Origin of the sequence: Leptonema illini DSM 21528 (assembly GCF_000243335.1) — a bacterium.
In the GTDB taxonomy this organism is placed as follows: Bacteria; Spirochaetota; Leptospiria; order Leptospirales; family Leptonemataceae; genus Leptonema; species Leptonema illini.
On record NZ_JH597773.1, the window covers coordinates 2,089,836 to 2,111,210 of the forward strand.

Annotated in this window: 15 protein-coding genes; 5 read left to right on the plus strand and 10 right to left on the minus strand. The window is 55.0% G+C overall.

Features of this window, described 5'->3' with window-relative positions:
- The first annotated feature begins 24 nt into the window (after window positions 1-24).
- Window positions 25-2,298: a hypothetical protein gene (locus LEPIL_RS09610; protein WP_002772243.1), complete on the plus strand. Its 2,274-nt coding sequence runs from the start codon at window positions 25-27 to the stop codon at window positions 2,296-2,298.
- A 61-nt stretch (window positions 2,299-2,359) separates the two neighbouring features.
- Here the strand turns inward: LEPIL_RS09610 and LEPIL_RS09615 are convergent, their stop codons facing one another.
- The 5 genes from LEPIL_RS09615 to LEPIL_RS09635 form a co-directional block, all read right to left on the minus strand.
- Window positions 2,360-3,649: an acetyl-CoA hydrolase/transferase family protein gene (locus tag LEPIL_RS09615; protein WP_002772244.1), complete on the minus strand. Its 1,290-nt coding sequence runs from the start codon at window positions 3,647-3,649 to the stop codon at window positions 2,360-2,362.
- A 183-nt stretch (window positions 3,650-3,832) separates the two neighbouring features.
- A complete protein-coding gene (locus LEPIL_RS09620) occupies window positions 3,833-6,298 on the minus strand; it encodes a C1 family peptidase (RefSeq protein WP_002772246.1) in 2,466 nt (821 codons plus the stop codon).
- 32 nt (window positions 6,299-6,330) lie between these two features.
- Window positions 6,331-6,801, minus strand: coding sequence for a hypothetical protein (locus LEPIL_RS09625; RefSeq protein ID WP_002772248.1), 471 nt, complete (start codon window positions 6,799-6,801; stop codon window positions 6,331-6,333).
- Window positions 6,801-7,076: a hypothetical protein gene (locus LEPIL_RS09630; protein ID WP_002772249.1), complete on the minus strand. Its 276-nt coding sequence runs from the start codon at window positions 7,074-7,076 to the stop codon at window positions 6,801-6,803. Before LEPIL_RS09630 ends, LEPIL_RS09625 begins: the two co-directional genes overlap by 1 nt.
- Before the next feature lie 123 nt (window positions 7,077-7,199).
- Window positions 7,200-8,054, minus strand: a complete 855-nt coding sequence (locus LEPIL_RS09635; protein WP_002772251.1) for a hypothetical protein — start codon at window positions 8,052-8,054, stop codon at window positions 7,200-7,202.
- 44 nt (window positions 8,055-8,098) lie between these two features.
- Between LEPIL_RS09635 and asd the strand changes: the two genes are divergently transcribed.
- Window positions 8,099-10,330: an archaetidylserine decarboxylase gene (gene asd / locus LEPIL_RS09640; protein WP_002772253.1), complete on the plus strand. Its 2,232-nt coding sequence runs from the start codon at window positions 8,099-8,101 to the stop codon at window positions 10,328-10,330.
- Between the two features lie 61 nt (window positions 10,331-10,391).
- Here the strand turns inward: asd and LEPIL_RS09645 are convergent, their stop codons facing one another.
- On the minus strand, window positions 10,392-11,537 hold the full coding sequence (locus tag LEPIL_RS09645) for an NnrS family protein (RefSeq protein ID WP_002772254.1): 1,146 nt from the start codon (window positions 11,535-11,537) through the stop codon (window positions 10,392-10,394).
- A 97-nt stretch (window positions 11,538-11,634) separates the two neighbouring features.
- On the opposite strand from LEPIL_RS09645, the gene LEPIL_RS09650 reads away from it, so the two are divergent.
- Genes LEPIL_RS09650 through LEPIL_RS09660 form a run of 3 tightly spaced genes read left to right on the plus strand, consistent with a single transcriptional unit; the run spans window position 11,635 to window position 15,131 of the window.
- Window positions 11,635-12,717, plus strand: coding sequence for a YheT family hydrolase (locus LEPIL_RS09650; RefSeq protein ID WP_052608268.1), 1,083 nt, complete (start codon window positions 11,635-11,637; stop codon window positions 12,715-12,717).
- A 48-nt stretch (window positions 12,718-12,765) separates the two neighbouring features.
- Window positions 12,766-14,037: a M16 family metallopeptidase gene (locus tag LEPIL_RS09655; protein WP_002772258.1), complete on the plus strand. Its 1,272-nt coding sequence runs from the start codon at window positions 12,766-12,768 to the stop codon at window positions 14,035-14,037.
- Entirely contained in the window at window positions 14,037-15,131 is a 1,095-nt protein-coding gene (locus LEPIL_RS09660) for an L-threonylcarbamoyladenylate synthase (protein WP_002772259.1), read from the plus strand. Before LEPIL_RS09655 ends, LEPIL_RS09660 begins: the two co-directional genes overlap by 1 nt.
- Here the strand turns inward: LEPIL_RS09660 and LEPIL_RS09665 are convergent.
- The 4 genes from LEPIL_RS09665 to LEPIL_RS09680 all read right to left on the minus strand — a co-directional run bounded on the left by LEPIL_RS09665 (window position 15,100) and on the right by LEPIL_RS09680 (window position 21,363).
- Window positions 15,100-16,125, minus strand: coding sequence for an aldo/keto reductase (locus tag LEPIL_RS09665; protein ID WP_002772261.1), 1,026 nt, complete (start codon window positions 16,123-16,125; stop codon window positions 15,100-15,102). The two genes, LEPIL_RS09660 and LEPIL_RS09665, sit on opposite strands and share 32 nt — an antisense overlap.
- 33 nt (window positions 16,126-16,158) lie before the next feature.
- Entirely contained in the window at window positions 16,159-18,780 is a 2,622-nt protein-coding gene (locus LEPIL_RS09670; RefSeq protein ID WP_169314806.1) for an adenylate/guanylate cyclase domain-containing protein, read from the minus strand.
- A 196-nt stretch (window positions 18,781-18,976) separates the two neighbouring features.
- Window positions 18,977-20,374, minus strand: coding sequence for a DUF58 domain-containing protein (locus LEPIL_RS21950; RefSeq protein ID WP_002772263.1), 1,398 nt, complete (start codon window positions 20,372-20,374; stop codon window positions 18,977-18,979).
- Window positions 20,371-21,363 carry an AAA family ATPase gene (locus tag LEPIL_RS09680; protein ID WP_002772264.1) on the minus strand — a complete coding sequence of 331 codons (993 nt, stop codon included), beginning with the start codon at window positions 21,361-21,363 and terminating at the stop codon, window positions 20,371-20,373. Before LEPIL_RS09680 ends, LEPIL_RS21950 begins: the two co-directional genes overlap by 4 nt.
- Window positions 21,364-21,375 lie beyond the last annotated feature (12 nt).

The following is a 21,375-nucleotide window of genomic DNA, read 5'->3' on the forward strand; positions in this document are numbered from 1 at the left end:
TGCTGAGGCATACTGTCTCGGTCGATGGATTCTATTCTTCAGAGCCTTCTTGACGATCGCCGGGCCGGACTGCATACGGACGCAGACGGGCGGCGTTTCTTTCGCCAGAGGCGAGTCCGCTTTGAGACGATCGAGTTTTCGGCCTCAGACCTCTTGCGCTCCGGCTGGGACCGTTTTCCTGACCCGCTCCAGCCTCCTCCACGTTCAGGCAAAGAGCCCGACCCGGCCGAGCTGCGACGCTACGCCGAGGCGGCCTCAAAACGGTTTCTTGCACTCTGGTATCGCTGTATCGACGTTCTTGTTGCGCGAAGTCTGTTCGGCAGAGACCGCCGCATCTTTCGCATTCCTTTCTTTCGCGGAAGTATGTTTATGGACACGGGCATCGCCGAAGACGTCGAGTTATCCGCCGTCGATACGGAACTGCATAAACGAATAGTGGCGGATTACCGAGAAGGCAACGTCCCGGCCGTTTACCGGATCTTCACGCTCAGCTCTTATCTTGAAGGACTGACCGACGATCTGCGCGAGGCGCTCTCTCCGCTGCACGGATTCTGGCAGAAAGAAGAAGAAAGGGAAGAGCTTCTATCTCAAATCGATCGACTCGCTTCTGTAATAGAAGAAAAGCTGCAGAGCGAACCGATGTTACGCCTCAGAGAATCTCTCGACGACCGATGCAGAACGTTACTCGCAGAAATGAAAACTCGCATTCGGCAGGTCGAATCGCCGACGATCCGGCAGGCCATTCATCAGCTACAAACGGGAATTCAGTTAAACATGAGCCTGCGACGGGAGATCCTCTCCCTTACGATGAATACAACTCCAACCGCCGACATAGATCTACTGGATCTTCTCGATTTAATAGAGCTGCCCTCTCGTATGGAGCGCATCGTGCGCAGAGTCTGCTTCTATGAAAGCCGCCGATTACACGAAGCCCTTCGTCTTCTGCGCTTGAAAAGCCGTTCGACAGAGCGACTGAAGGCGGCGATCGAGCGATACAACGCGGCGAGAAGAGAACTTGACGGTTACGTCCGATCGATAGAAGAACGACGTCTCCTGCCCCGACTTGACGCCTTCAGCAGAGAAAGCGGTGATGCCAGTGCCGATGAAGAATCATCAAGGATTCTACGCCGCCTCTATGCCATTCCCGAAAGGCTGGTAGCTCTGAATGATGAATTGATCGATCTTTACAGACACTGGTCGGGCGACGTCAGTCCTCTGCCCTTCGAAGCCGACGAGCGTTATCCGCCATCTGAGCTGCCGCCGCAATGGAATCCTATTCGCGATGAAGCTACCGTACTTACGGCGGCAAGAGATATTCTCGTCGATCGATTACGCCCTGTGCGCCAGACGGCAAACGACTATTCGCTTCGGCCCGAACACCGTCACGGCATTCTCACCTTGAATCCCGTTCTGCGTCTCTGGAAAGAACGTAGCTCCTTTTTTATCGAGCGATCCTCTGACAGTCCCTCCGATCGGACGCCCACTCTGCCGTCGCTCTGCTTGCGCCAGATCAACACGGCCGACGTCGTAGAGTTGCTCATCGACCTCGCCTCCCTTGTAGACGTTGAGATAGCATCACGCGAGCTTACCGGAGGTCGCATTCTTAAAGAGAAATATGGCAGACGTGACCTCACAAGTTTACGCTTCTTTCTCATTCCGGGCTCCTGCTTTCCCATTCGCGAGATCGCCCGCGAAGATTTCCCGGAATATCGCAATCGTGTGATCGGCGATCGGCGACGTCCTGACGAGCTGGGCGTACAGACCGACGAAGAAAACGGAGTGCTTACCGGCGCCTGGTACCGCAAACAGACGCATTCCCTCTACTATCCTGTTGGTGCGGATAACGCCGCCCTCTTGCGTCTGATCTATACGGCAGGACGAACCGATACGGTACCGGCCTTCTTCTTCGCTCTCGGTCAGTTCGTTCACGATTGTATGCCCGACTCCCTGATCTACTATCGAACCGGCGAGCGAACGTTCCGGGAGGTCGTCGAAGATTTCTACGTTTTTGAAGACCGCATTCGTAAAAACAGAGATGAAAAAACCGGGCGCCGACGCAAAGACAACTCGAGGCCTGCCGTACGATTCCTGTTTGCCGTTCAATATGCGAGATACATAACCGAAGCCCTGACCGCTTCAAGCCAGGGTGCCTCTCGCCACCAACCGACAGAGGATTGGTTCGCAAAGCATACGCGCATTCCTCTGCTTAACCGATCGGATCGTTCCGACATCCGCTCCCTGCGCGAAAAGGCCCGCCGGCTCATCGAAGAGCGATCGGCGGGCCATACGCGTAGATAACCCGCTCGTCGGATCGGGAGATCATTAACAGTCCCCGAAACCGCGGATTAGCTTAACAGAACTACAGATCTTTCGTAGCCCACTTAGATTCTTTGCGCAGCTCCGCCCTGAAATCCGGATGCGAGATACCGATCAGGAGATCGGCTCGCTGCCGTAAATTTTTGCCGAAGAGATTCACGGCGCCGAATTCGCTGACGACCCAGTGAACGTCTCCGCGGCTTGTTACGACTCCCGCTCCTTTCGTAAGAGTCGGCACGATACGCGAAAGCTTACCCGACTTTGCCGTCGACGGCAATGCGACGATAGGAACGCCTGTCGGGCAGCGCGAAGCCCCGCGAATAAAGTCCACCTGGCCGCCGATACCGCTGAAGATGTACTCTCCCATTGAATCGGCGCAGACCTGTCCCGTCAGGTCGATCTCGATAGCCGAGTTAATCGCCGTCATACGATAGTTCTGCGCGATAATGGCCGGATCATTCGTATAATGATTCGGATGAAAATCATAGAACGGATTGTTGTCGATGGCCTGATAGAGTTCTTTCGAGCCCATACAGAATCCCGATACGACTTTGCCTCTATGCAGGCCCTTCTTCTGATTGTTAATAACGCCCGCCTCAACAAGCGGAAGAATGCCGTCGACAAACATCTCAGTGTGAATGCCGAGGTTATGCCTGTTACCAAGACAGGCCAGAACGGCGTTTGGAATACCGCCGATGCCGAGCTGAAGTGTAGCATCGTCCTGAACGAGCTTTGCTACGTTCTCGCCGATCTGTTTTTCCTGCTCGGAGCATTCTTTCGCCGGAATCTCGATGATATCTTCTTCGTGTTCGACGATGTAGTCGACATCAGATACGTGAATGAAGCAGTCGCCGAGCGCCCGCGGCATACGCGGATTCACCTGCGCGATCACAAGCTTCGCCATTTCGGTGCATGGCTTCGTAATCGACGTTTCGACGCCGTAGCTCATATAACCATAGCGATCGGGCGGCGACACATGGATCAGCGCCACATCGATAGGCCATTCGCCCGAGCGTACAAGCGTGGCGATTTCTGAAAGAAAGATGGGAATATAGTCCGAACGATTTTCGTTCACCGCCTGCCTTATGGACGGGCCGAGAAACCATGCATTATCACGGATGCCGGGAATCTCGCGAAAGTGGTCTTCGCCGAAGGTGAGCAGGTGATTGAGTTCCACGCTATCGAGCTCATGCCCGCATTTCGCAAGGGAACGAATCAGTTCCATAGGCATCGCCGCGTTGCCGTCAAGAAAGACGCGGTGGCCGCTTTTCACAAAAGCGATCGCCTCGTCGGCAGAAAGCCTCTTCGAGTTATACTGATCAATGATATTCATTGAGGCTTATTTTGCCGAACGAAACAGGCTGGCAATAACGATCCGGCCTCTGACGGGCAGGCACGCAAAAAAAAGAAGGCCTCTCAAGAGTGTCGTCTCGAAAACCGAAACGTGCACCCGAAAGGCCTTCTTGATCGGAATTGACCGGAACTCAAGATTTTCGTGAGTTCCGGAATTCAAAGATCAGCGCGTAAAAGAGACCGTCTGCCCGGCAAGAATCGGCAGGCCATCCGATCTGCGCAGGATCAAGACGTCAAGATTCTCACGATAGTCAAGCGTCACACCTTTCAGCTGTACGCTGTCGGCCATCGACGGATAAACACCCTTTACCGTAGCCTTTGCTCCGCGGTCATCTGAGATATGCAGAGTGATCTGATTCCCGTCGCCTTCAATCTTCAACTTGAAGATGCGCGGCGCGGATTTACCGTCCCAGTAGCGGCCGTTCCATTCGCCCGTCATGCGTTCGAGGCCCTGGCCGGGCATGAAACGATGCGAGACAACCTCGATCTCTGCGTTTACGAATACGGCGGCCGGTCGGCCATCAGGCGATTCCGATCCCATCATGGGCTTGCTGCGTACCGTATAGAGATACAGTTCGCCCGGCTTGCCGGGAAACTTTTCAGTGAAACGAAGCGTTTTCGCGTCGGTGTTGCCGGCAAACGTATAGTCGGCGGCATCCTTCTTTTTACGCAGCACATAGTACTCGTCGGCGCCTTTTACGCCCTTCCAGGTAATCGTTACCTGTCCCGAAGGTGCAAGCGTGGCGACGATATCGGTCGGAGCCTCGACCTTCTCGCCGTCGCGCTGCACGTTCGGATTCGCACGACCGACGGCCGGATCGGCATAGCTGCTCGCACCCGATCCGTTCACGGCGGCGACGGTGTAGGCATAGAAGCTGCCGTCCTTAACGCGGGCTGAGTTATCCACATAGCTGGCAGAGGCGCTTTCGTCGATGGGCCCTTCCCACTTCTTTGTCGCATAGCTGTAGCGGAAGATCGCATACTTCTCGGCGCCAGGAGCGGCATTCCATCGCAAAGCGATGCGATCTTTATAGATACCGTTCGAAACGACAAGGCCGGTCGGCGCATTTGGAGGCGTCGCCTCACCGGGCACAGAGACGGCGGCTACATCGCTCCACGGACCGAAGCCCGAGGCATTGCCGGCCCGGACCGAATACCGGTTCTCGGCGTTTTTCACGGGGCCCGCATCGGTGAACTGCGTCGTTGTGATCTTCTGATTCCATACCTGCCAGCGATTACCGCCTGCATTCCAGCGACGGATCTGATAATGAGAGGCGCCGGGAGCCGCAGTCCAGCTAACGTTTACCCTGTAAGAGCCGTTCCCGCCCTGCAGTTCGATCTCGATTCCCGGAACGGTAGCGGGGCTCTGCTCTGTCGTCGAAGCCGATGCATAACCCGACGCTACGGGTGAGCTTCCTGCATCAGAGGTCTTCTCTTCGCCGATGGCGATGATACGATAACGGTAGTTTGTTCCGACCTGGATCTTTGTATCGGCATGCATCGTTTTGCTTGCATAGCCGACGAAACGAAAGGAATCCTGGCCGGGCTCGGCACGGGTAACTCCATACGCAAGAGCGCCTGTAACGGGAGTCCAGCTGATTTCAATACGATCGGAATAGGTTCCCTGTGAGGCCTCGACCTTTGCCGGCGGCTGGATGTCGCCCTGAACGACTTCAGTTACCTCTTCCTGGGCATCGGGCGTCGTAGTCGTACCCGCAGCCGGATACAGCACATACGCATACGGGCGCATGGCGATCCACTGCTTGTAAGAGATCCAGCCGTAGCCTTTATCGCCCCACTGCGTTCCCCAGGAATTGATCAGCTTGAAGGCGCCGCGGTCACCCTTCGGAGAGGTCTTCGAATCGTCGTAGCCGACAAGCGTCATCGCATGCCCGCCATACGTGCGGCCTCCGGTTTGATCATAGACCTGAGTGCCGAGCTTGTAGAAGGCGTCGTCGATCGTGATGCCGAAGATGATCGGACGCCCGCCGGCGAGCTCGGCCTTCACCGCCTCGACGTTATCAAACGGAAGTCGTTTGTAAGAGGCGGCCTTGTACTGCATGGCCGCATTCTTTATGGCCTGTGAAGGCTGCGTACGATAATCGTTTGCGTTATACGGCATCACCTTCCAGGGAGCGGCCCCTTTCTGTGTAACAAGATCGAGCGCATGATGAAAATACGACCCGCTGTCCTGTCCGCCGTTGATCTGATTATAGATGAAGGCCGGCGAAAAAACTCGCTCACCGGCTCCCCCATATGGAGGGGAATCATAGCTCCAACCGCGAGCCTTCTTTTCAAGATAGGATCGCGTATAATAGCCGACCGAGAAGGCGACGCAGCTATTCTGCTGCCCCTGATTGACGACAGGCGGCATATCGGCGCTGAGATCGACGCGCGACGGAAGGCCGCGATGTGAGATCATCGCCGAATCGGCAAGAGGAACGGACTCATCAAGCTCGGCGCTCGGCGGCGCAAATCCGCACTGGAACTGTCCTGCCTGGCATTCCCGCGACTGCACGGACTTCGGATCAAAAGGCTGCTCTGTAAAGGCCGGAGAGGCCACGATCAGAAGCAGAAGAGGCAGGTGCCAGAGCCGATTTCGGAATCGCTCTCGTTTAATTTGTTTCATGATATTCCTCCTGTTCACCCGTACGCCGCTTTTCATATATTATTCAGAGACCGGCGAAGCTCTGCCTCTCCCTCCGCGCTCCACAGATCGAAGGCAAAGGGGTTCGGTTCATAAAGACGAAAAAGGATGAGATTTCCTCCGTCCTTCTTCTCGGTTTTTTCAGTATTCAGAAAGACAAAATAGCGCCCCGGTTCAGGCGGCGTGCGCATACGCGATTCAAAAGAGCCTGGATACAGCACAAACTGCAGGGCAAGGCGTTCGGGGATGTCGACATCCGTCGGCTTCTTTAAAACGCTGACAACGTTCAAAACGACGACGGCTGAATCGATGGTTTGATTGAGATTTCGGCTACTGCTGGCAACGACGTCGGCGACAAGCACGACCTGTGAAACCGCTGCGCGCTCCTGAACAGGAATCCAGGGCGGTAACGCATATGGCGCCCCGGGCGTCGTGCACTGAAAGGCAAAAAAGGCGGAAAGCAGTAACAGAAATCGCATCGGCATCAGGAGCCTGAAATGGATCGCAGAAAGACGTTCAGATCGCTGAGCAACCGCTCGCTCCCTGGAATAAGCAACTCGATCTCGTCCTTCTCGATATCGTAGACGACCGGTGTGCGCAGGGCATTCCGGAATTGTTCTTCGTCGAGCGTAGCGGACTTTTCTCTTAAATAGCTGTACCATGTGGCAAGGACCAGTTTTAACTGGTGAAGATCGCGCACCTTAACGGAGAGGATCTTCTCCTCCGGAGCATTAGAGAGTTGGGTGTCGCTTGAGTTCATCTTTCCTCCCGGGCGATTCTGACGCCACCTTGCAAAAAAGCCACAAAATTCTTTTCCCTGCGGGGATTTCCGCAGAGCGGCGCAGGGCTTCAGGCGGCGAAACCTCGATACGGATCATCTGCTTTAAAAGCGCACACCAACGGAGGCAAAAAGCCCGGTCGTTCCCCAGGTCATTTCGGTCTCGCCTCTGACAAGTCCCTCGAAGCGAAGTGACGGATCAAGATACTGGTTCTGCGCCGCCTGCTGTAGCTCCACAAGGTCAAGCAGATCGGGTGTCAGCGCATGCGTTCCATCGGTGAGCGTAAACGGCCGGACTTCAGAGCCTCCGGCAAGGCCTGTGAAATCGCCGGCCAGCCTGTAGTCGATGCGAGCTCCGAAGCGGAAAACGGCCGCCCTCCACTTTTTTACAAGTACAAGCTCCATGCGATACTGAAAGCCCGAATTGCTTTCCAGCAAGGCCTCATAGCTGCGATTGAAACTGCCGAGATCGGTCTGATAGCCCTTAATGTGCCAGCGCGTCAGAGGAAGCAGACCGAGCCCGCCGCCGACCTCAAGACTGATATTGCGAAAGTAGCTGCGTATCGGGATGGCATAATGATATGTGAATAGAAGATAACGGAAATCAAAGGTATGTTTCACGTTTGTAAAATAGCTTGTACGAATCTCGGTCGTGCTTGCTCCGCCGGCCTCTTCCTGCCCGTAGGCGATTCCAAAGCTATGATTGTCGCCGATGGGCCCGCTGAATCGAAAAAAGACCTCTCCCGTGCCATAGACCGGGAACGGATCATAGACGATGCCGCGCTGGAAGGCGTTGTACAGGCCCGGACGAAAGCGATAGACCCCGCCGCTGAAAGAGTCTTCGTTATGAGATAGCAATCCGTATGTAAAACCGAACTCAAACTCATCGGCATGTAGCCTTCCCGTAACAGGAGCGGCAAGAATAAGAAGCAGCTTTAAGACCAAATAAGTTCTTTTCATCGCAGGTTGCGTGCAATATTGTGTTCCCTCATCTGACGGCAACTATGAAAACCGATATCGTTCTTTCAAGCTCCTCTTACCCCATCTTCCTCATCCTGCTGCTTGGCGGATTATTCCTTACGGTTCGCACCGGATGGATTCAGCTGCGCTATCCCTTCCTCAGTTTGAAAATCCTGGCCGGCGCCCTCGACTGGAAAGGCTCACGAGGCAAGATCACTCCAGGACAGGCCTACTTCGCCGGTTCTCTGGGCAGCCTCATTCCCGGAACCTTTGCCGGTACGGCCTTTGCCCTTCTTTTCTCGGGCCCTGCGATCTTTCCGCTGCTCTGGCTCATCCATTTTTTTCAGGCGGCCACCGAGTATATTCTCTCGACGGCGACGCTTCGCACGCGCAACCGCGGGCGGAAAGGCTTTATGGAATCATCGCTTCTGCTCGCCGCCACCAAGCTGACACGCGTCCGCTGGGCCGGTTTGTTGCATGCGATCTTCTTTATCGGCGCCGCTCTTCTGGCCGGTTCGATTCTTAACGTCTATCTGCTGCATACGGTGACGCGCGGTGTGCGCTCGGCGCTGCCGTCTCCGGGTGCTATGGGCCTTGCCGTCGCCTTTCTCTTCGCCGTGATCCTCATCATCGCCGGCGGCATTCGCCGTATCGGTCTCTTCGGGAAGTTTACGGCCTATGCCGGTATTCTGCTCATCGTCGCCGCCCTTTTTTCGATTTCGTTCAGCCCGCTCACGCATACGGCTCGATTTATCGAAGCCCTGCTGGCCGATCCGCTTCTGCCTTACAGGCCCGAGCAGCTTCCGATGACGATGCTCAGCGTCGCCGTCTACTTTGCGTTAGCCGAATTCGCAGGCGGCCGACTGGCCGTCATCTCAGGCCTTGTACGCACCGATCATCCGGCGAAACAGGGCCTTGTGGCGCAGCTTTTCCCGGCGGCGCAGATTCTTCTGTCGTTTGTCGTCGGCGCCCTACTTTTCGAGCGGTTCTCGGTGCAATCGATCGTGAAGCCCGATGGAGCGCGTGCCGTCGTCGACGGAGCGGCCGGCGCTCTTGACCAGGTCTTCTCCACCGTGCTTTTGATTCATAGCGACGACATTCTCGCTCCGTTCACCTATCTGCTCGTCGCCGTCTTTGCTCTCTTCGTTATCCTTTCTACTGTTACATGGCTTTATACGGGCAGCATGACCTTCAGGCATCTGACGGGAAGCCGCATCCCGAACGTATTTCCCGCTCTTGGCGTGCTTCTTGCTCTCTATACGGGTTATGCGACTGAGTCAGGATCGTTCCAGGCCTCGGTCTTTTTCACATCATATGTGGGATTCGCCCTTTTCAGCGCCGTCTTCGGTATCTTGCTCGCCTTCCTGTTCGCGAAACATTCGCGGCAGGAGCTTGTGCGTTATCAGAACTCTCGAGAGGGTAAGCAGGACGTTTCAAGAGATCTCTATTTAATGCTACTCTCTCTTCTGCCCGCCAATCTCATCTCGCGTTTTTTCGGAGCGCTCTCGCTGTTACGCCTTCCGCGACCGATCCAGACGATGGCGCTCAAGGCCTTCGCCCGCGCCTACGACATTAATCTTGAAGAAGCCGAGAAGCCGATCGAACAGTACCCGAGTCTGAACGCCTTTTTCACGCGAGCGTTGAAGCCCGGCGTGCGTCCGATCGATAAAGGCAAGAAAACCATCGTATCACCCGTCGACGCAAAGCTCTCCCGAATGGGAGTGATCCAGGAAGGGCTCCTGATTCAGGCTAAAGGCATCTATTATACTCTCAAAGACCTGCTCGGAGATCCGCAGTTCGTTTCGTATTTCGAAGACGGCCACTACTGCGTTCTGTATCTCTCGCCACAGGATTACCACCGCATGCATACGCCCTTTGAATGCGATGTTGTCGGCTACACGTATTCGCCTGGCCGTCTCTTTCCAGTTAATAAGATCGCCGTCGAAGGACTGACAGGCCTGTTCCCGAAAAACGAACGCCTGACGAGCATTCTGCGTACAAAACACGGGCATATCGCCATGATCAAGGTCGGTGCGACGAACGTCGGCCGTATTCGCGTCACCTACGACAGCATCAAAACGAATACGTGGTTTCGCAAACGTCGAGCTCATCTGTATGAGAATCCGCCGAAGATGCAACGAGCCGAAGAGATCGGCCGTTTTGAGATGGGCTCGACCGTCATCCTTCTTTTCGAGAAGGGAACGATGGAATTCGATGCCGATCGTAGCGAAGGCGATAAGGTACGGCTCGGTCAGCCGATCGGTCACTTTCGTTAACCAAACGCCGACCGCCTGTACATTCGGAACGTGTCCCGGAACCGGCTCCGAATGACGGACCTCAGCCGTTTCCGTGTTCTTTTTTATAAAGCCAGAAGTACAATCCGGCCAGTAGTACGACGCCGAGAGCGGCCATCGCGGCCGCATATTGCAGATGCGGCAGATATGTCGGCACAAGATGAGCCGTAGCCCTGACCCATGTCGCCATATAGATCAGAAAGAAGGCTGCGGCGGCGACCTTTGATTTCACCTCGGTATCAAGAGGAAGTCGCTCATGCGCCAGGCTGACGCGGCCCATCACAAGCAGCGTGCCCATCATGAAGCCGCCCGTAAACACGAGATGATACAGATGCACGCGCTGCTCGGGAAAGAAGGGAAAAACGAAATGAGCGAGAAGCGTCGTCCAGAGGCCCGCCTTCAAGAAGAATGTAAACACGCCTTTACGCGGGCTTTTGATAAAAAGAAGCCATCCTTCTTTCGCCATGAAAAAGAGGGCTAAGGCTCGCACCCACATCGCCGTCTTTACAAAGCCCGCTCCTTCGATGATAAATGAACCAAGAAGTATAACGGCAATCGCCGTCCACAGCGCATGCGACGAAGAAACGAACTTTTCATAAGGCGTCAGATCGCGAAGCCCGCGCGTTGTCAGCGTGATCATGGGAAAGAACTTCACGCCTACTCCGAAAAAGAGAATCCAGAACATGCCATGAAAGTAAAGCGAGCGGCTCCATTCATAGAAGATGCTCTGCGAACTGAAAAGCGAGATCAGGGCGGCGATGCTACCGAGCAGGCCGGCCAGCGGGCCGAGAAATACAAACGAAGAGAATACAGGATTCCCCGATCTGCGTTTGATAAAACGGATGGCCAGAAAGTTAAGCAGAAGAAGCAGCAGTGTGATCTTTGCGATATGAAAAGGAAGGCGCAGATCCAGAAGACTGAAAACGAACATGCTCAGGAAAAGAGCAAAGCCGCCTACAAGCTCCACGGCATGTGGCAGAAAAGAAGCGAAGAACTTTGGACCTGCCGTAAAAAGAAAGCCGACGGCCACAGGCAGCAAGAACAGGCCGATCATCGCCTCTCTATGCCAGTAAACGCCTTCTCCCGAAAAAGGCAGAATCATACGGGTCAGAGCATATAATAACCCCACAATACCGATGGGAAAAAACATGCGATACGGACTTACGCTTAAATCGCTCAGCAGATGCATACAGACTCCATTAAATACTTAAAAGTAATAAATCTGCACCGGGCCGCAGCGGCAAGAAATTTTGATAAGAACAGGTAGATGCTCCCGATTGACACAGATGTCAGTTCAAAAAAACAGAGATATGATCGAGCGGCGAACCCTGAACGCCCCTTTTTACCTGCGTCATCCCTTTTTACAGACGGCCTTTGCCTCTTTGAAGTTTCGCGTCAGCGGAGCCTATCTGAGAGAGAAATCCACTTTCAAGCTTATCACCACCTCATCCGGCACGCGTCTTCTTGGTTCTTATGCCGAACAGGCCGGGGCGAAAGGACTGGTGCTACTCTTGCACGGCTGGGAAGGCGGCATCGAATCGACCTACATTCTGAGGTCGGGCGAGCATCTTTTCAGACAGGGCTACAACATCTTCAGACTGAATCTTCGCGACCACGGAGATACGCATCATCTGAACGAAGAGGCTTTCAATGGAACGATGATCGACGAGGTCTACGAGGCGATGTGTCAGATCTCAGAGCTTGCCGACAACATGCCTCTCTTCCTGATGGGATTTTCGCTCGGCGGCAATTTCGTCCTGCGCGCCGCTATCGCACATTCGACGCGAAAGGCGAAGCTGAAAAACGTGCGTCATATACTTGCCGTATCGCCTGCCGTCGATCCCGAGATGGCCACCATCCGCATCGATGAGGATCGTATTCTCGGCCCTTACTTCCTGAACAAATGGTCGCAGTCTCTGATGAAGAAGCAGCAGCTCTTTCCCTATCTGCATGACTTCCGCTACGCTACGTCTTCGCGAAGCGTCATGGAGCTGACATCGATAGGAATTCCGCTGTTCACACCCTACAGGCATGTGAAGGACTATTTCGCGCGTTATACAACGACGGGCCCTTTTTTCAAGAATCTTCAGGTACCGACGACGATTTATACGTCGGCCGACGATCCGATCATCACCGAAGAGGATTTTCTGAAAATTGATCCGCATCCTCTATTACGGATCATCATTTCGGATCGCGGCGGGCATAACGGCTTTCTGACGCGGGGATTCCATCCGGCCTACCTCGATCTATTTCATGAAATAGCGGCAGGAGCGGCGACGAATGTCGACGTCGCAGAGCAGAACGGCCGGGCCGGTTCACGAAAAAGCTCGAAACGAGCGAAGACGGCGAGTCGATCTCGAAAATCCTGACCAGGAAAAGGATCGCCCGATTTCACAGGGCCGGTTTTCTTGCCAGCAATGTCTGACGTTTCCTCGCTTCTGCGTCATCGCCTGCAGATCTTTGATCTCGGTTTCGTTCGACTCGCCTATCTGAAAAATGACAGCTACCTGACGACGGCACAGATCTTCACACGTGTGGGCTCGTCGGTGGAAAAGACGGGCGAATACGGCATCGCACATATTCTCGAACACATGTTCTTCAAGGGGTCGAGCAAGCGCCCCGGCGGAACAAGCATTCCCCGCGCTGCCAACGACATCGGCGCGAATATGAACGCCTACACGACCTACGATCATACGGCCTATTATATTACGGTTCTGAACGACTCGTTTGAAGAAGGCTTCGACATTCTCAGTGATATGTTTCGCAATCCTCTCTTTCCCGAGGAGGAGTTTCGCAAAGAGCTCAATCCCATTCTCAGCGAGTTTCGCGAGCGCGACGACGATCCCGACGATTTCATCAACGAACGGGCGATGGAACGCTATTACGGAGCGGGCTATCACCCCATCATCGGAACAGAGCAGTCCATTCTCGCCGCGACTACGGTCGATATGCATGCGTTCAAGAAACGCTATTATGGAGCCGGCAATGTGCTGATCGTGATCGTCGGCGGCGTCGAAGAAGACCGCATGATGAAGGCCGTCCAGCAGCATTTCTCTGACCTGCCGAAGGCGCTGGCCCCCGAGTTTCAGCGGCTTCAGGCGACGTCCGCCGATATGGAGCTGACGCGAAGCGGCATTCAGGAAGCATACTTCAATCTTTATTATCCGGCGCTTCCGCAAGAGCATCCGAAGCGACATCATGAAGATCTCATGAACTTCATTCTCGGCGGCAGCGATTCGTCCCTTCTTTTCGAACGGATTCGCGAAGAGCTGGGGCTGTCGTGCTACGGCATCTACTCGATGATCTCGCGCAACGAGCCTTTCAATAATCTGAATATCAGCTGCGGTATCGATCCGCTTGAGATCGGTATCCTCGAAACCGAGATCCAGCGCATCATAATGAAGATCTGCGATGAACGCATCGAAGAGCATCACCTGAAACGGGCCAGAGCCTCCATTCGCACGGCGCTTGCTTCGCGCAGCGAAACGAGCAAGGGCATGGCCTCTATGATCGCCCTTCCCGTTCTTCGCGGCGAGACCGAAGATCCGCTACAGAAGGCGCTTCGCGAACTCGAAGAGGTAACGATCGAAGACATTCGCGAAGCTGCGCAGCGCACCTTTTCGGGGCCGCGCCTGCGCGCCGTTCTTCTTCCCGACGCGATCGATTCCGACGACGAAGAAGAAGACTGATGAAACGCCTGACGATGGACGAGGCGGTGACGCTTCTTCGCTCGGGCGAGATCGTCGCCTTACCGACCGAGACGGTTTACGGCCTTGCAGGCCGGGCCGATTCCGAAGAAAGCGTGCGCAAGATCTTCGAGGCCAAAGGCCGGCCGGCCGAGAATCCGCTTATCTGCCACATCGGTTCCGTTGAGATGCTGGAGCGCTACGCCGTCGTCGCTGAAGACGATCGTGCTCTGCTCTCTCTATGGCCCGGTCCGTTTACGATTCTTCTGCCGAAGCGTGACCTCCCCGATGTCGTCACGGCGGGGTCGCATCTCTGCGCCTTTCGTATGCCGGCGCATGCGCTCTTTCTTGATGCCATTCAGAAAACCGGAGTGCCGCTGGCCGCCCCTTCGGCCAATCGCTCCGGCGAAACAAGCCCCGTTACGGCAGAGATGGTCGAGACATCTCTCGAAGGGCGCATCCCGGGCGTCGTCGACGGCGGTCCGTGCAGCGTCGGCATCGAATCGACGGTCGTTTTACGAGAGGGCGACCGAAGCGTGCGCATCCTCAGACCGGGAGCGATCACCGAGGCTCAGTTCGAAGCTCTGGGTTATACAGTTGCGCGAAATGGCGCGCCCGAGATCGACGGCCGGGGACTTCTCTCACCCGGACGCCTTCCCGTACACTATGCGCCGTCCGTGCCCTTAATCCTTGTCGATCGAGGTTATACGCCCGAATTGCTCGATCGCCTGCACCGCTATCTGAACGGAGAGTCAGGTCTGTTTCACATAGCGGAGCAGCGCATCGACATAGGGCGTATCGATTGCAGCCATCCGGCTGTGCTGCGCTCCGATGCTGACTCCGGCGAGGACCGGGCTCAGCACCCGGATCAGGAGCGGGGCCAGACAACCGAACGGAGTTCGTATCAATTCCAGAAGGAAGATCTCGCCGCTTTTGCAGCGAGGCTCTATCGCACGCTGGATGAGATGAGCCGCACGGCGTCGGTGATCCTGACGTTCTCTGTCGCCGACGAAGACATCGGCCGTGCGATCAACGACCGACTGCGCCGCGCCGCAAGCCTGTGCCTCATCCCATCGGATACAGAATCCGCCCCGTAATCTCGTCGATCCGTTTCAGCGTCTCGTCTGTAAGCACGACATCGGCGGCCTTCAGGCTGTCTTCAAGCTGATCGGCCGACGAGGCGCCTATGATCGTTGAGGCGACGAAATCATGCTGTTTCGACCAGGCGACGGCAAGCGTGGTCACACTCATATTCAGCTCGGCGGCTAACGTCATCAATTCGGCGGTCGTATCAAGCGTCTTCTCGTTAAGAAAACGATTGCGCTGCTTCTGCTGTCGCACGCCTTCTTTCGCATAACGAGAGAAGCGGGCATTCTCCGGAGGCGGCTCGACGTTATACTTTCCCGTCGCCACGCCTCCGGCCAGAGGCGAATAAGGAAGCAGACTTACGTTCTCTTTGCGACACACTTCTGCAAGGCTGTCTTCAAAGCGGCGATTTAAAATCGAAAAGTTGTTCTGAATCGTTTCATAGCGGATCAGGCCGTTCATCTCACTCTGATGCAACGCCTTCATCAATCCCCAGGGCGTTTCATTCGAACATCCGGCCACTCTGATCTTGCCTTCGCGCTTCAGATCGTCAAGCGCCTCCATGACCTCCTGATGCGTGGAGGCGTTCGCTCCCGGATCGGGCCAGTGCGTTTGATAAAGATCGATATAATCCGTTTGCAGGCGACGCAGCGATCCTTCGATGGCGGTACGAATCTGATGAGCGTCCAGGGCTGTCATGCCGCTTCGAAGCGGCGGTACAAACCATCCATGTGCCGGCCCGGCCACCTTAGAGGCGACGATGACGCTATCGCGGCGACGCTGCTTCAACCAGCGACCGACGATCTCTTCGGTACGGTGCACCCACTTCTCTTCGGGCGGAACGGGATAGATCTCAGCCGTATCGAGGAAGTTCACGCCTCTCTCAAAGGCTGCGTCGAGTATGCGAAGGCTTTCTTTTTCATCGGCAAAGGATCCGAACGTCATCGTTCCCATGCAGATATCGGTGACAACAAGCGGCGATGCGCCCAGTCGATTCTTCTTCATGATCATCCATTGAAATGCAGATGGACTGCAACGTCAAGCCGGGGCGGTTTTCTTCTCGATTTCGCTGCGGTAGGCGATGCGCTTACCTCTTAGAACCGTGCGATACAGATCCATAAAGCGATCGTTGGGCAGATGTCCCATGCCCTGCATCGACAGCTTCGGATGTATGCGGTTCAGGAAGTACATCTCCATCTCGCCGTGATTCTTAACAGGGCGGAATCCGCGATACTCGCATTCAAAGAAGTATTTCACCAGATTGTATGTGGCGGCCGAGATGTTGATGCGGCCGGGTTCGCCGTCAGACTCCATTCGCGAAGAGACGTTTACGGTGTCGCCCCAGACGTCGTAAGTGAACCGGTCTTTGCCGATGACACCGGCGGCGACGGGACCGGTGTTGATGCCGATGCGCAGTTCCCAGAATGGAATACCGAGACTTGCCTTTACGTTGCGCTGTTGATGCATGAAGGCCTGGATCTCAAGAGCGGCCAGGCAGGCATCAATGGCATGCGAGCGACGGGCCTCGGGCAGGCCGCCGGCGAACATATAGGAATCGCCGATCGTCTTCAGTTTGGTTAGCCGGTTATGTCGGATGATTTCGTCGAACTGATAGAAGTAGCCGTCCAGCTCGCGAATGAGATCCTCGGCCGACATGCCTCTTGCGACGGCCGTGAAACCCGCAAAGTCGGCGAAGACGATCGTCGTATCGTCATGAACACGCGTGATGACCTGACCCGTATCCTGTAACTCGTCGGCGACAGAGACGGGCAGGATGTTTCGAAGAAGTTCGTCGGCGCGCGTCTTCTCCTGTTGCACCTGATTATGCAGAAAGGCGTTGTTCAGCGCCCCGGCGATTTGATCGGCAAAGGATTGAATACGATGCACGTCTCTACTTTTCAGGTGAAGCATTCGATCCAGATTCGTGAAGGCAAGAATTCCGGCCGTCTCGCCGCGGATCACAAGCGGCACATGCAGGAACCATTTGAGATTCAACGAATTCTTGATCGCCTCGTCGACGGGACTTCCCTGAAAGCCTTCGGGGATTCGCGGAAGATAGTAAGGCTTCCTTTTAAAGGCGGTTCGATAAAGAGTTCCTGAGGCCTTCTCCAGAGAAATCTCAAAGGAATCGAGAAACGAAAGCATCGCCGGCGTTAACCCGAGAGGACGCGAATACATCGAGGTGAAAAGCGTCTGTTTCTCTCGATTCACAAGCATCAACCACGAAAATTCAAGCCCGAAATTCTCTTCAAGATAGCGAAAAATCTCGCTGGCGATAAACTTGAAATCCGTCTGCTCATTCATCTTTCGCGTAAATTCGTTCAGTTGCTCGATCTGATTTCGCGTCGTCTCGATCTCATACACCGATTTTTCAAGGGCCAGCTGCTGCCTTTCCAGCTCCTCGATGAGCAGGGAGTTATTCAGAACGACGGCAAACTGCTCGCTGAAGATTGAAAGCCGTGCAAGGTCGGCGCGCGAAAGACGCATGCGATCGTGCATCATCGAAAAATCAAGAACGCCGATAATCCTGTTGCCCGTAATAAGCGGAAAGATGAGAAGAGACTTCATGCCGGTCAGTTCGAGGTTGGCATTCTCGAATTCGGAATCCGACCGGCCGCGAATCATCGGCAGATAGATGTAGCGCTTTCGTTCGCATGCCAGGGCGTGCATTCCGTTCACGGGAAAGAGAGGCAGCTTGCGATCGGTGAATTCCTGCATGGACTGACCGGGTAAAAAGCTTTCGATATTAGAGCGATGGTAGGTTAACACTCCGTTCACCTGATCTATCAGATAGACGACATAGTAGTGAATATCGAAAGAGCTTTTCACATATTCGAGCATGAGGTTCAGAACAAGATCGAGATCGAGCGCCTCGTTCATGTTTCGCAGCAGCTGATTCAAAGAGGCGATCTGCATGCCTTCGGTTTCCAGGCGCTGATTGATGGCAAGAAGCTGCAATCCCTGATCTTCAAGAGCGCCGACCAGAAGACTGTTTCGCAGCGTCACGGCCAGATGTTCGACGAAAACTTCGAGGTCGGTCAGGTCTTCGGGGGTCAGGTCGATCGTCTCGCTTGGGTGCGACAGATCGAGCGTGCCCATGACCTGATCGGCCGACACAAGAGGAAAGACCAGCAGCGTTCGGATCGGAATGGATTGCTGCACATCATGCTCCGCCGAAGAAAGGGACTTTCGCGGAACGTCGCGCCAGTAAAGACGCTTTCGCCGGCGGCATACAGCTTCATGCAGGCTGGTTTCACCGGCAGGGATCGACGTCTGCTTCAGCACCGAAAGATACGGCTCTTCGGCATTCGAATGAAAAAAAGTAAAGCCTCCTTCCAACTCGCGACGAAAGAGAACATAGTACCTGATGCCGAATTGTTCGACAAGGAATTCCGCCATCTCGCCGGCAATGCGCTCAATATTGAGATCCTCGTTGAATTTGCGAAGCAGACGGTTCAGGGCGATCGTTCGCCTTATAGAACGCTGCAGCTGCGCCCTTGCCTGTTCGGAATGTTCGAGTCGATCTTCGAGATTGGCCTCTTCGCCTGCCCGGGCCGTTTGCCGTTCGCTGTTCGGCGAATGGACCTCGGTCTTCAAAAGACGCGACAGAATCAGGGCACCTGCGGCTCCGACAGAAAACGAAAGAAAACCTGTGATCAAAAACGCTTCCATAAGAACAGTTAAAGAAGGAACAACGATAAGCTAACCTACTTCCGTGTTGGTTTTTGAGCCGCCACTTCTGAAGCTACGCCTGAAATTTTGAGTCTTTAAGAATGCGTCTCATCCCCATACATTGACTCCTCAGCCCTCGCTTCAATGTGACAGTCTCTCTTCCTGTAAGGTTGGCCAGTACTTTTCAGAACGTCGATGCAAAACGTATCTTCAAATATTCAGACAGCACGGAAAGGTTCAACCCCTTTCGGGTGGCCGTTACAATGCCGGCCCGCGGCCCGGCAATGAAGCGCAGGCGACGCTCCTTTTCTTTCAGGTAATGAAAGGTGGCCAGCTGCTGCGCTCCAGCCCGATCGGCGCTCAGGTCGGGAATATCGGGCAACGGAAAAAGATTGTTACGCCGACTGAGCCGTCGAATCTCTTCGAGAGGACTCTCTTTTAGAATCTCCAGGGTTTCATCGTTTTCCAGAAGAACGAGAAGGGGTCTGTGCGAACCCGAAAGCCTTTTTGAAAATCTCACCCAGTCTTCTATGCCTTCTTCATGCGGAACGGAGGTAAAAAGCACAAGGATGGTTTCATTTCGCAGGACTCCTCCCAGAAAGGATGCCAGGCCATCCAGATGAAGCGATCTGTCTTCTGGCGTCAGAGAGCAAACGGCCGCAGAAAGAGCCGCCGTTTCGCGGCGCGCCGGTGGATAAAAGAGGTGCGGCTCGGAGCCATAGGCAAGCAGTCCGACGGAATCCCCCCGCGAAGAGGCGACGCCCGCAAGCATCAGAGCCGCCGATAACGCTTCATCAAGTAAAGAACGCTGGCCGCTGCGCAGCGCCATCCATCGACTCATGTCGACTACGAGAAAGAGCGTTTGCTTCTGCTCTTTTTCGTATTCGCGTGTGATGAGCTTACCAGACCGCGCCGACGCCTTCCAGTCAATGCGACGCGGCTCATCACCGGGCTGATAGTCGCGCATACGATAAAATTCACGCTCCCCGCCAGGAGCTGCGCGTCTCTGCCATCCAGAGACCGAATGGATGCGTTTCTGTGCGGCGATAAATTCGCCGTTCACCGGCGGAAGCTCGGAATGTACGGCAATATCATCTTCACAGGACAGGCGGAATCGACGCAGCGCAAGACCCAGAACGGACCGCACCGTCACATAGACCTCTGCAAAACGGAAGACGCCGCGGCGAAGCCCCGTAGCCGAGTAAGAGACGGCAAAGGGAGCACGCCCCGCGCAATAAAGCGGGAAGGCATCGACCCGAAAATACGGCCCGGTATCGTCGTAGATCGTATAACGCAGCCGGCGTTTGCCGCGCGCATCGATCGGCTCAAGCTGCAATTCTATGGAAAGGGTCCGGTTCTCCTGAAAGCGTCCCTGAAGACTTCGTCTCACCGCTAGCGACTTCGGGCCGGGAAGGAACAACCCATCAAGCAGGATCAGAGCTATCAGTATACTCTCTGCGATCACAGCGCCCAGAACGACCGCTGTAAAGAACGGCGTTCCAAACGTAAGCGGAGCAGCCGCCATGCCTGACAGCGCAAGAACCGATTGAATCCAGATGCTGCGTTTTGAGGGGATGATCATGCGCCGAAATCCTTCTCAGGAACCTCCGTCACCGAGAGCAGATCGGCGATGATGTCGTCGGGGCGGATGCCTTCAAGGTACGCCTCGGGCTGCAAACGTAACCGGTGGCGGAAGGCGGCCGGCGCCATCTCCTTGATATCGTCAGGTAGAACGTAGCCGCGGCCTTTCATCAAGGCCCGCACCCGCGAGGCTCGCAACACGGCAAGTGCGGCCCGGGGCGAACAGGCGACGGCAAGATCCCGGCGCTTTCGCGTGCCATCGATCAAGCGATGCACATAGTGCAGTATGCTATCAGAAACAAATACTCGATCGGCCACCTGGCGTAAAGACAGGATGCCGGCTGCATCGAGAACGGGTCGCAGCTTCTGCGGATCGGGCTCTCCTCCCGAAAGGTGCATGCGATATACGCCGATCTCTTCTTCTTTCTGCGGATACTCGACGTTCAACTTGAGCATGAAACGGTCCAGCTGCGCTTCGGGTAACCCGTACGTTCCCTCGGACTCAATAGGATTCTGCGTGGCGATTACGAAAAACGGTTCGTCGACGCCGTATTGTTTGCCGTCAAGGGTAACCGATCGCTCCTGCATGATTTCGAGCAGTGCCGAGTGTGTTTTTGCCGGAGCGCGGTTGATCTCGTCGGCAAGAAGCATATTCGTGAAAACAGGTCCTTTATAAAAGAGGAACTTCTGCTTTTCGGTATGATAGATATGAGTTCCCGTTATATCGGCGGGCATGAGATCGGGCGTAAACTGAATTCGGTTAAACTGACAGCCAAGAGCCGTTGCAAGGCTTTTTGCAAGCAGGGTCTTTCCAAGACCGGGAACGCCTTCGATAAGCACGTGGCCGCCCGAAAGAATACCGCAGATGACTCCGGTTACAAGCTCCTGCTGCCCGATGAACAGCTTCGCCGTCTCGGATCGCAAATCCTGCAGCCTCTGAAGCGCAGATTCGATCTCCTGTCCCTGTAGCATCTGATTCATAGATTCCATCCTGTTTTCTCC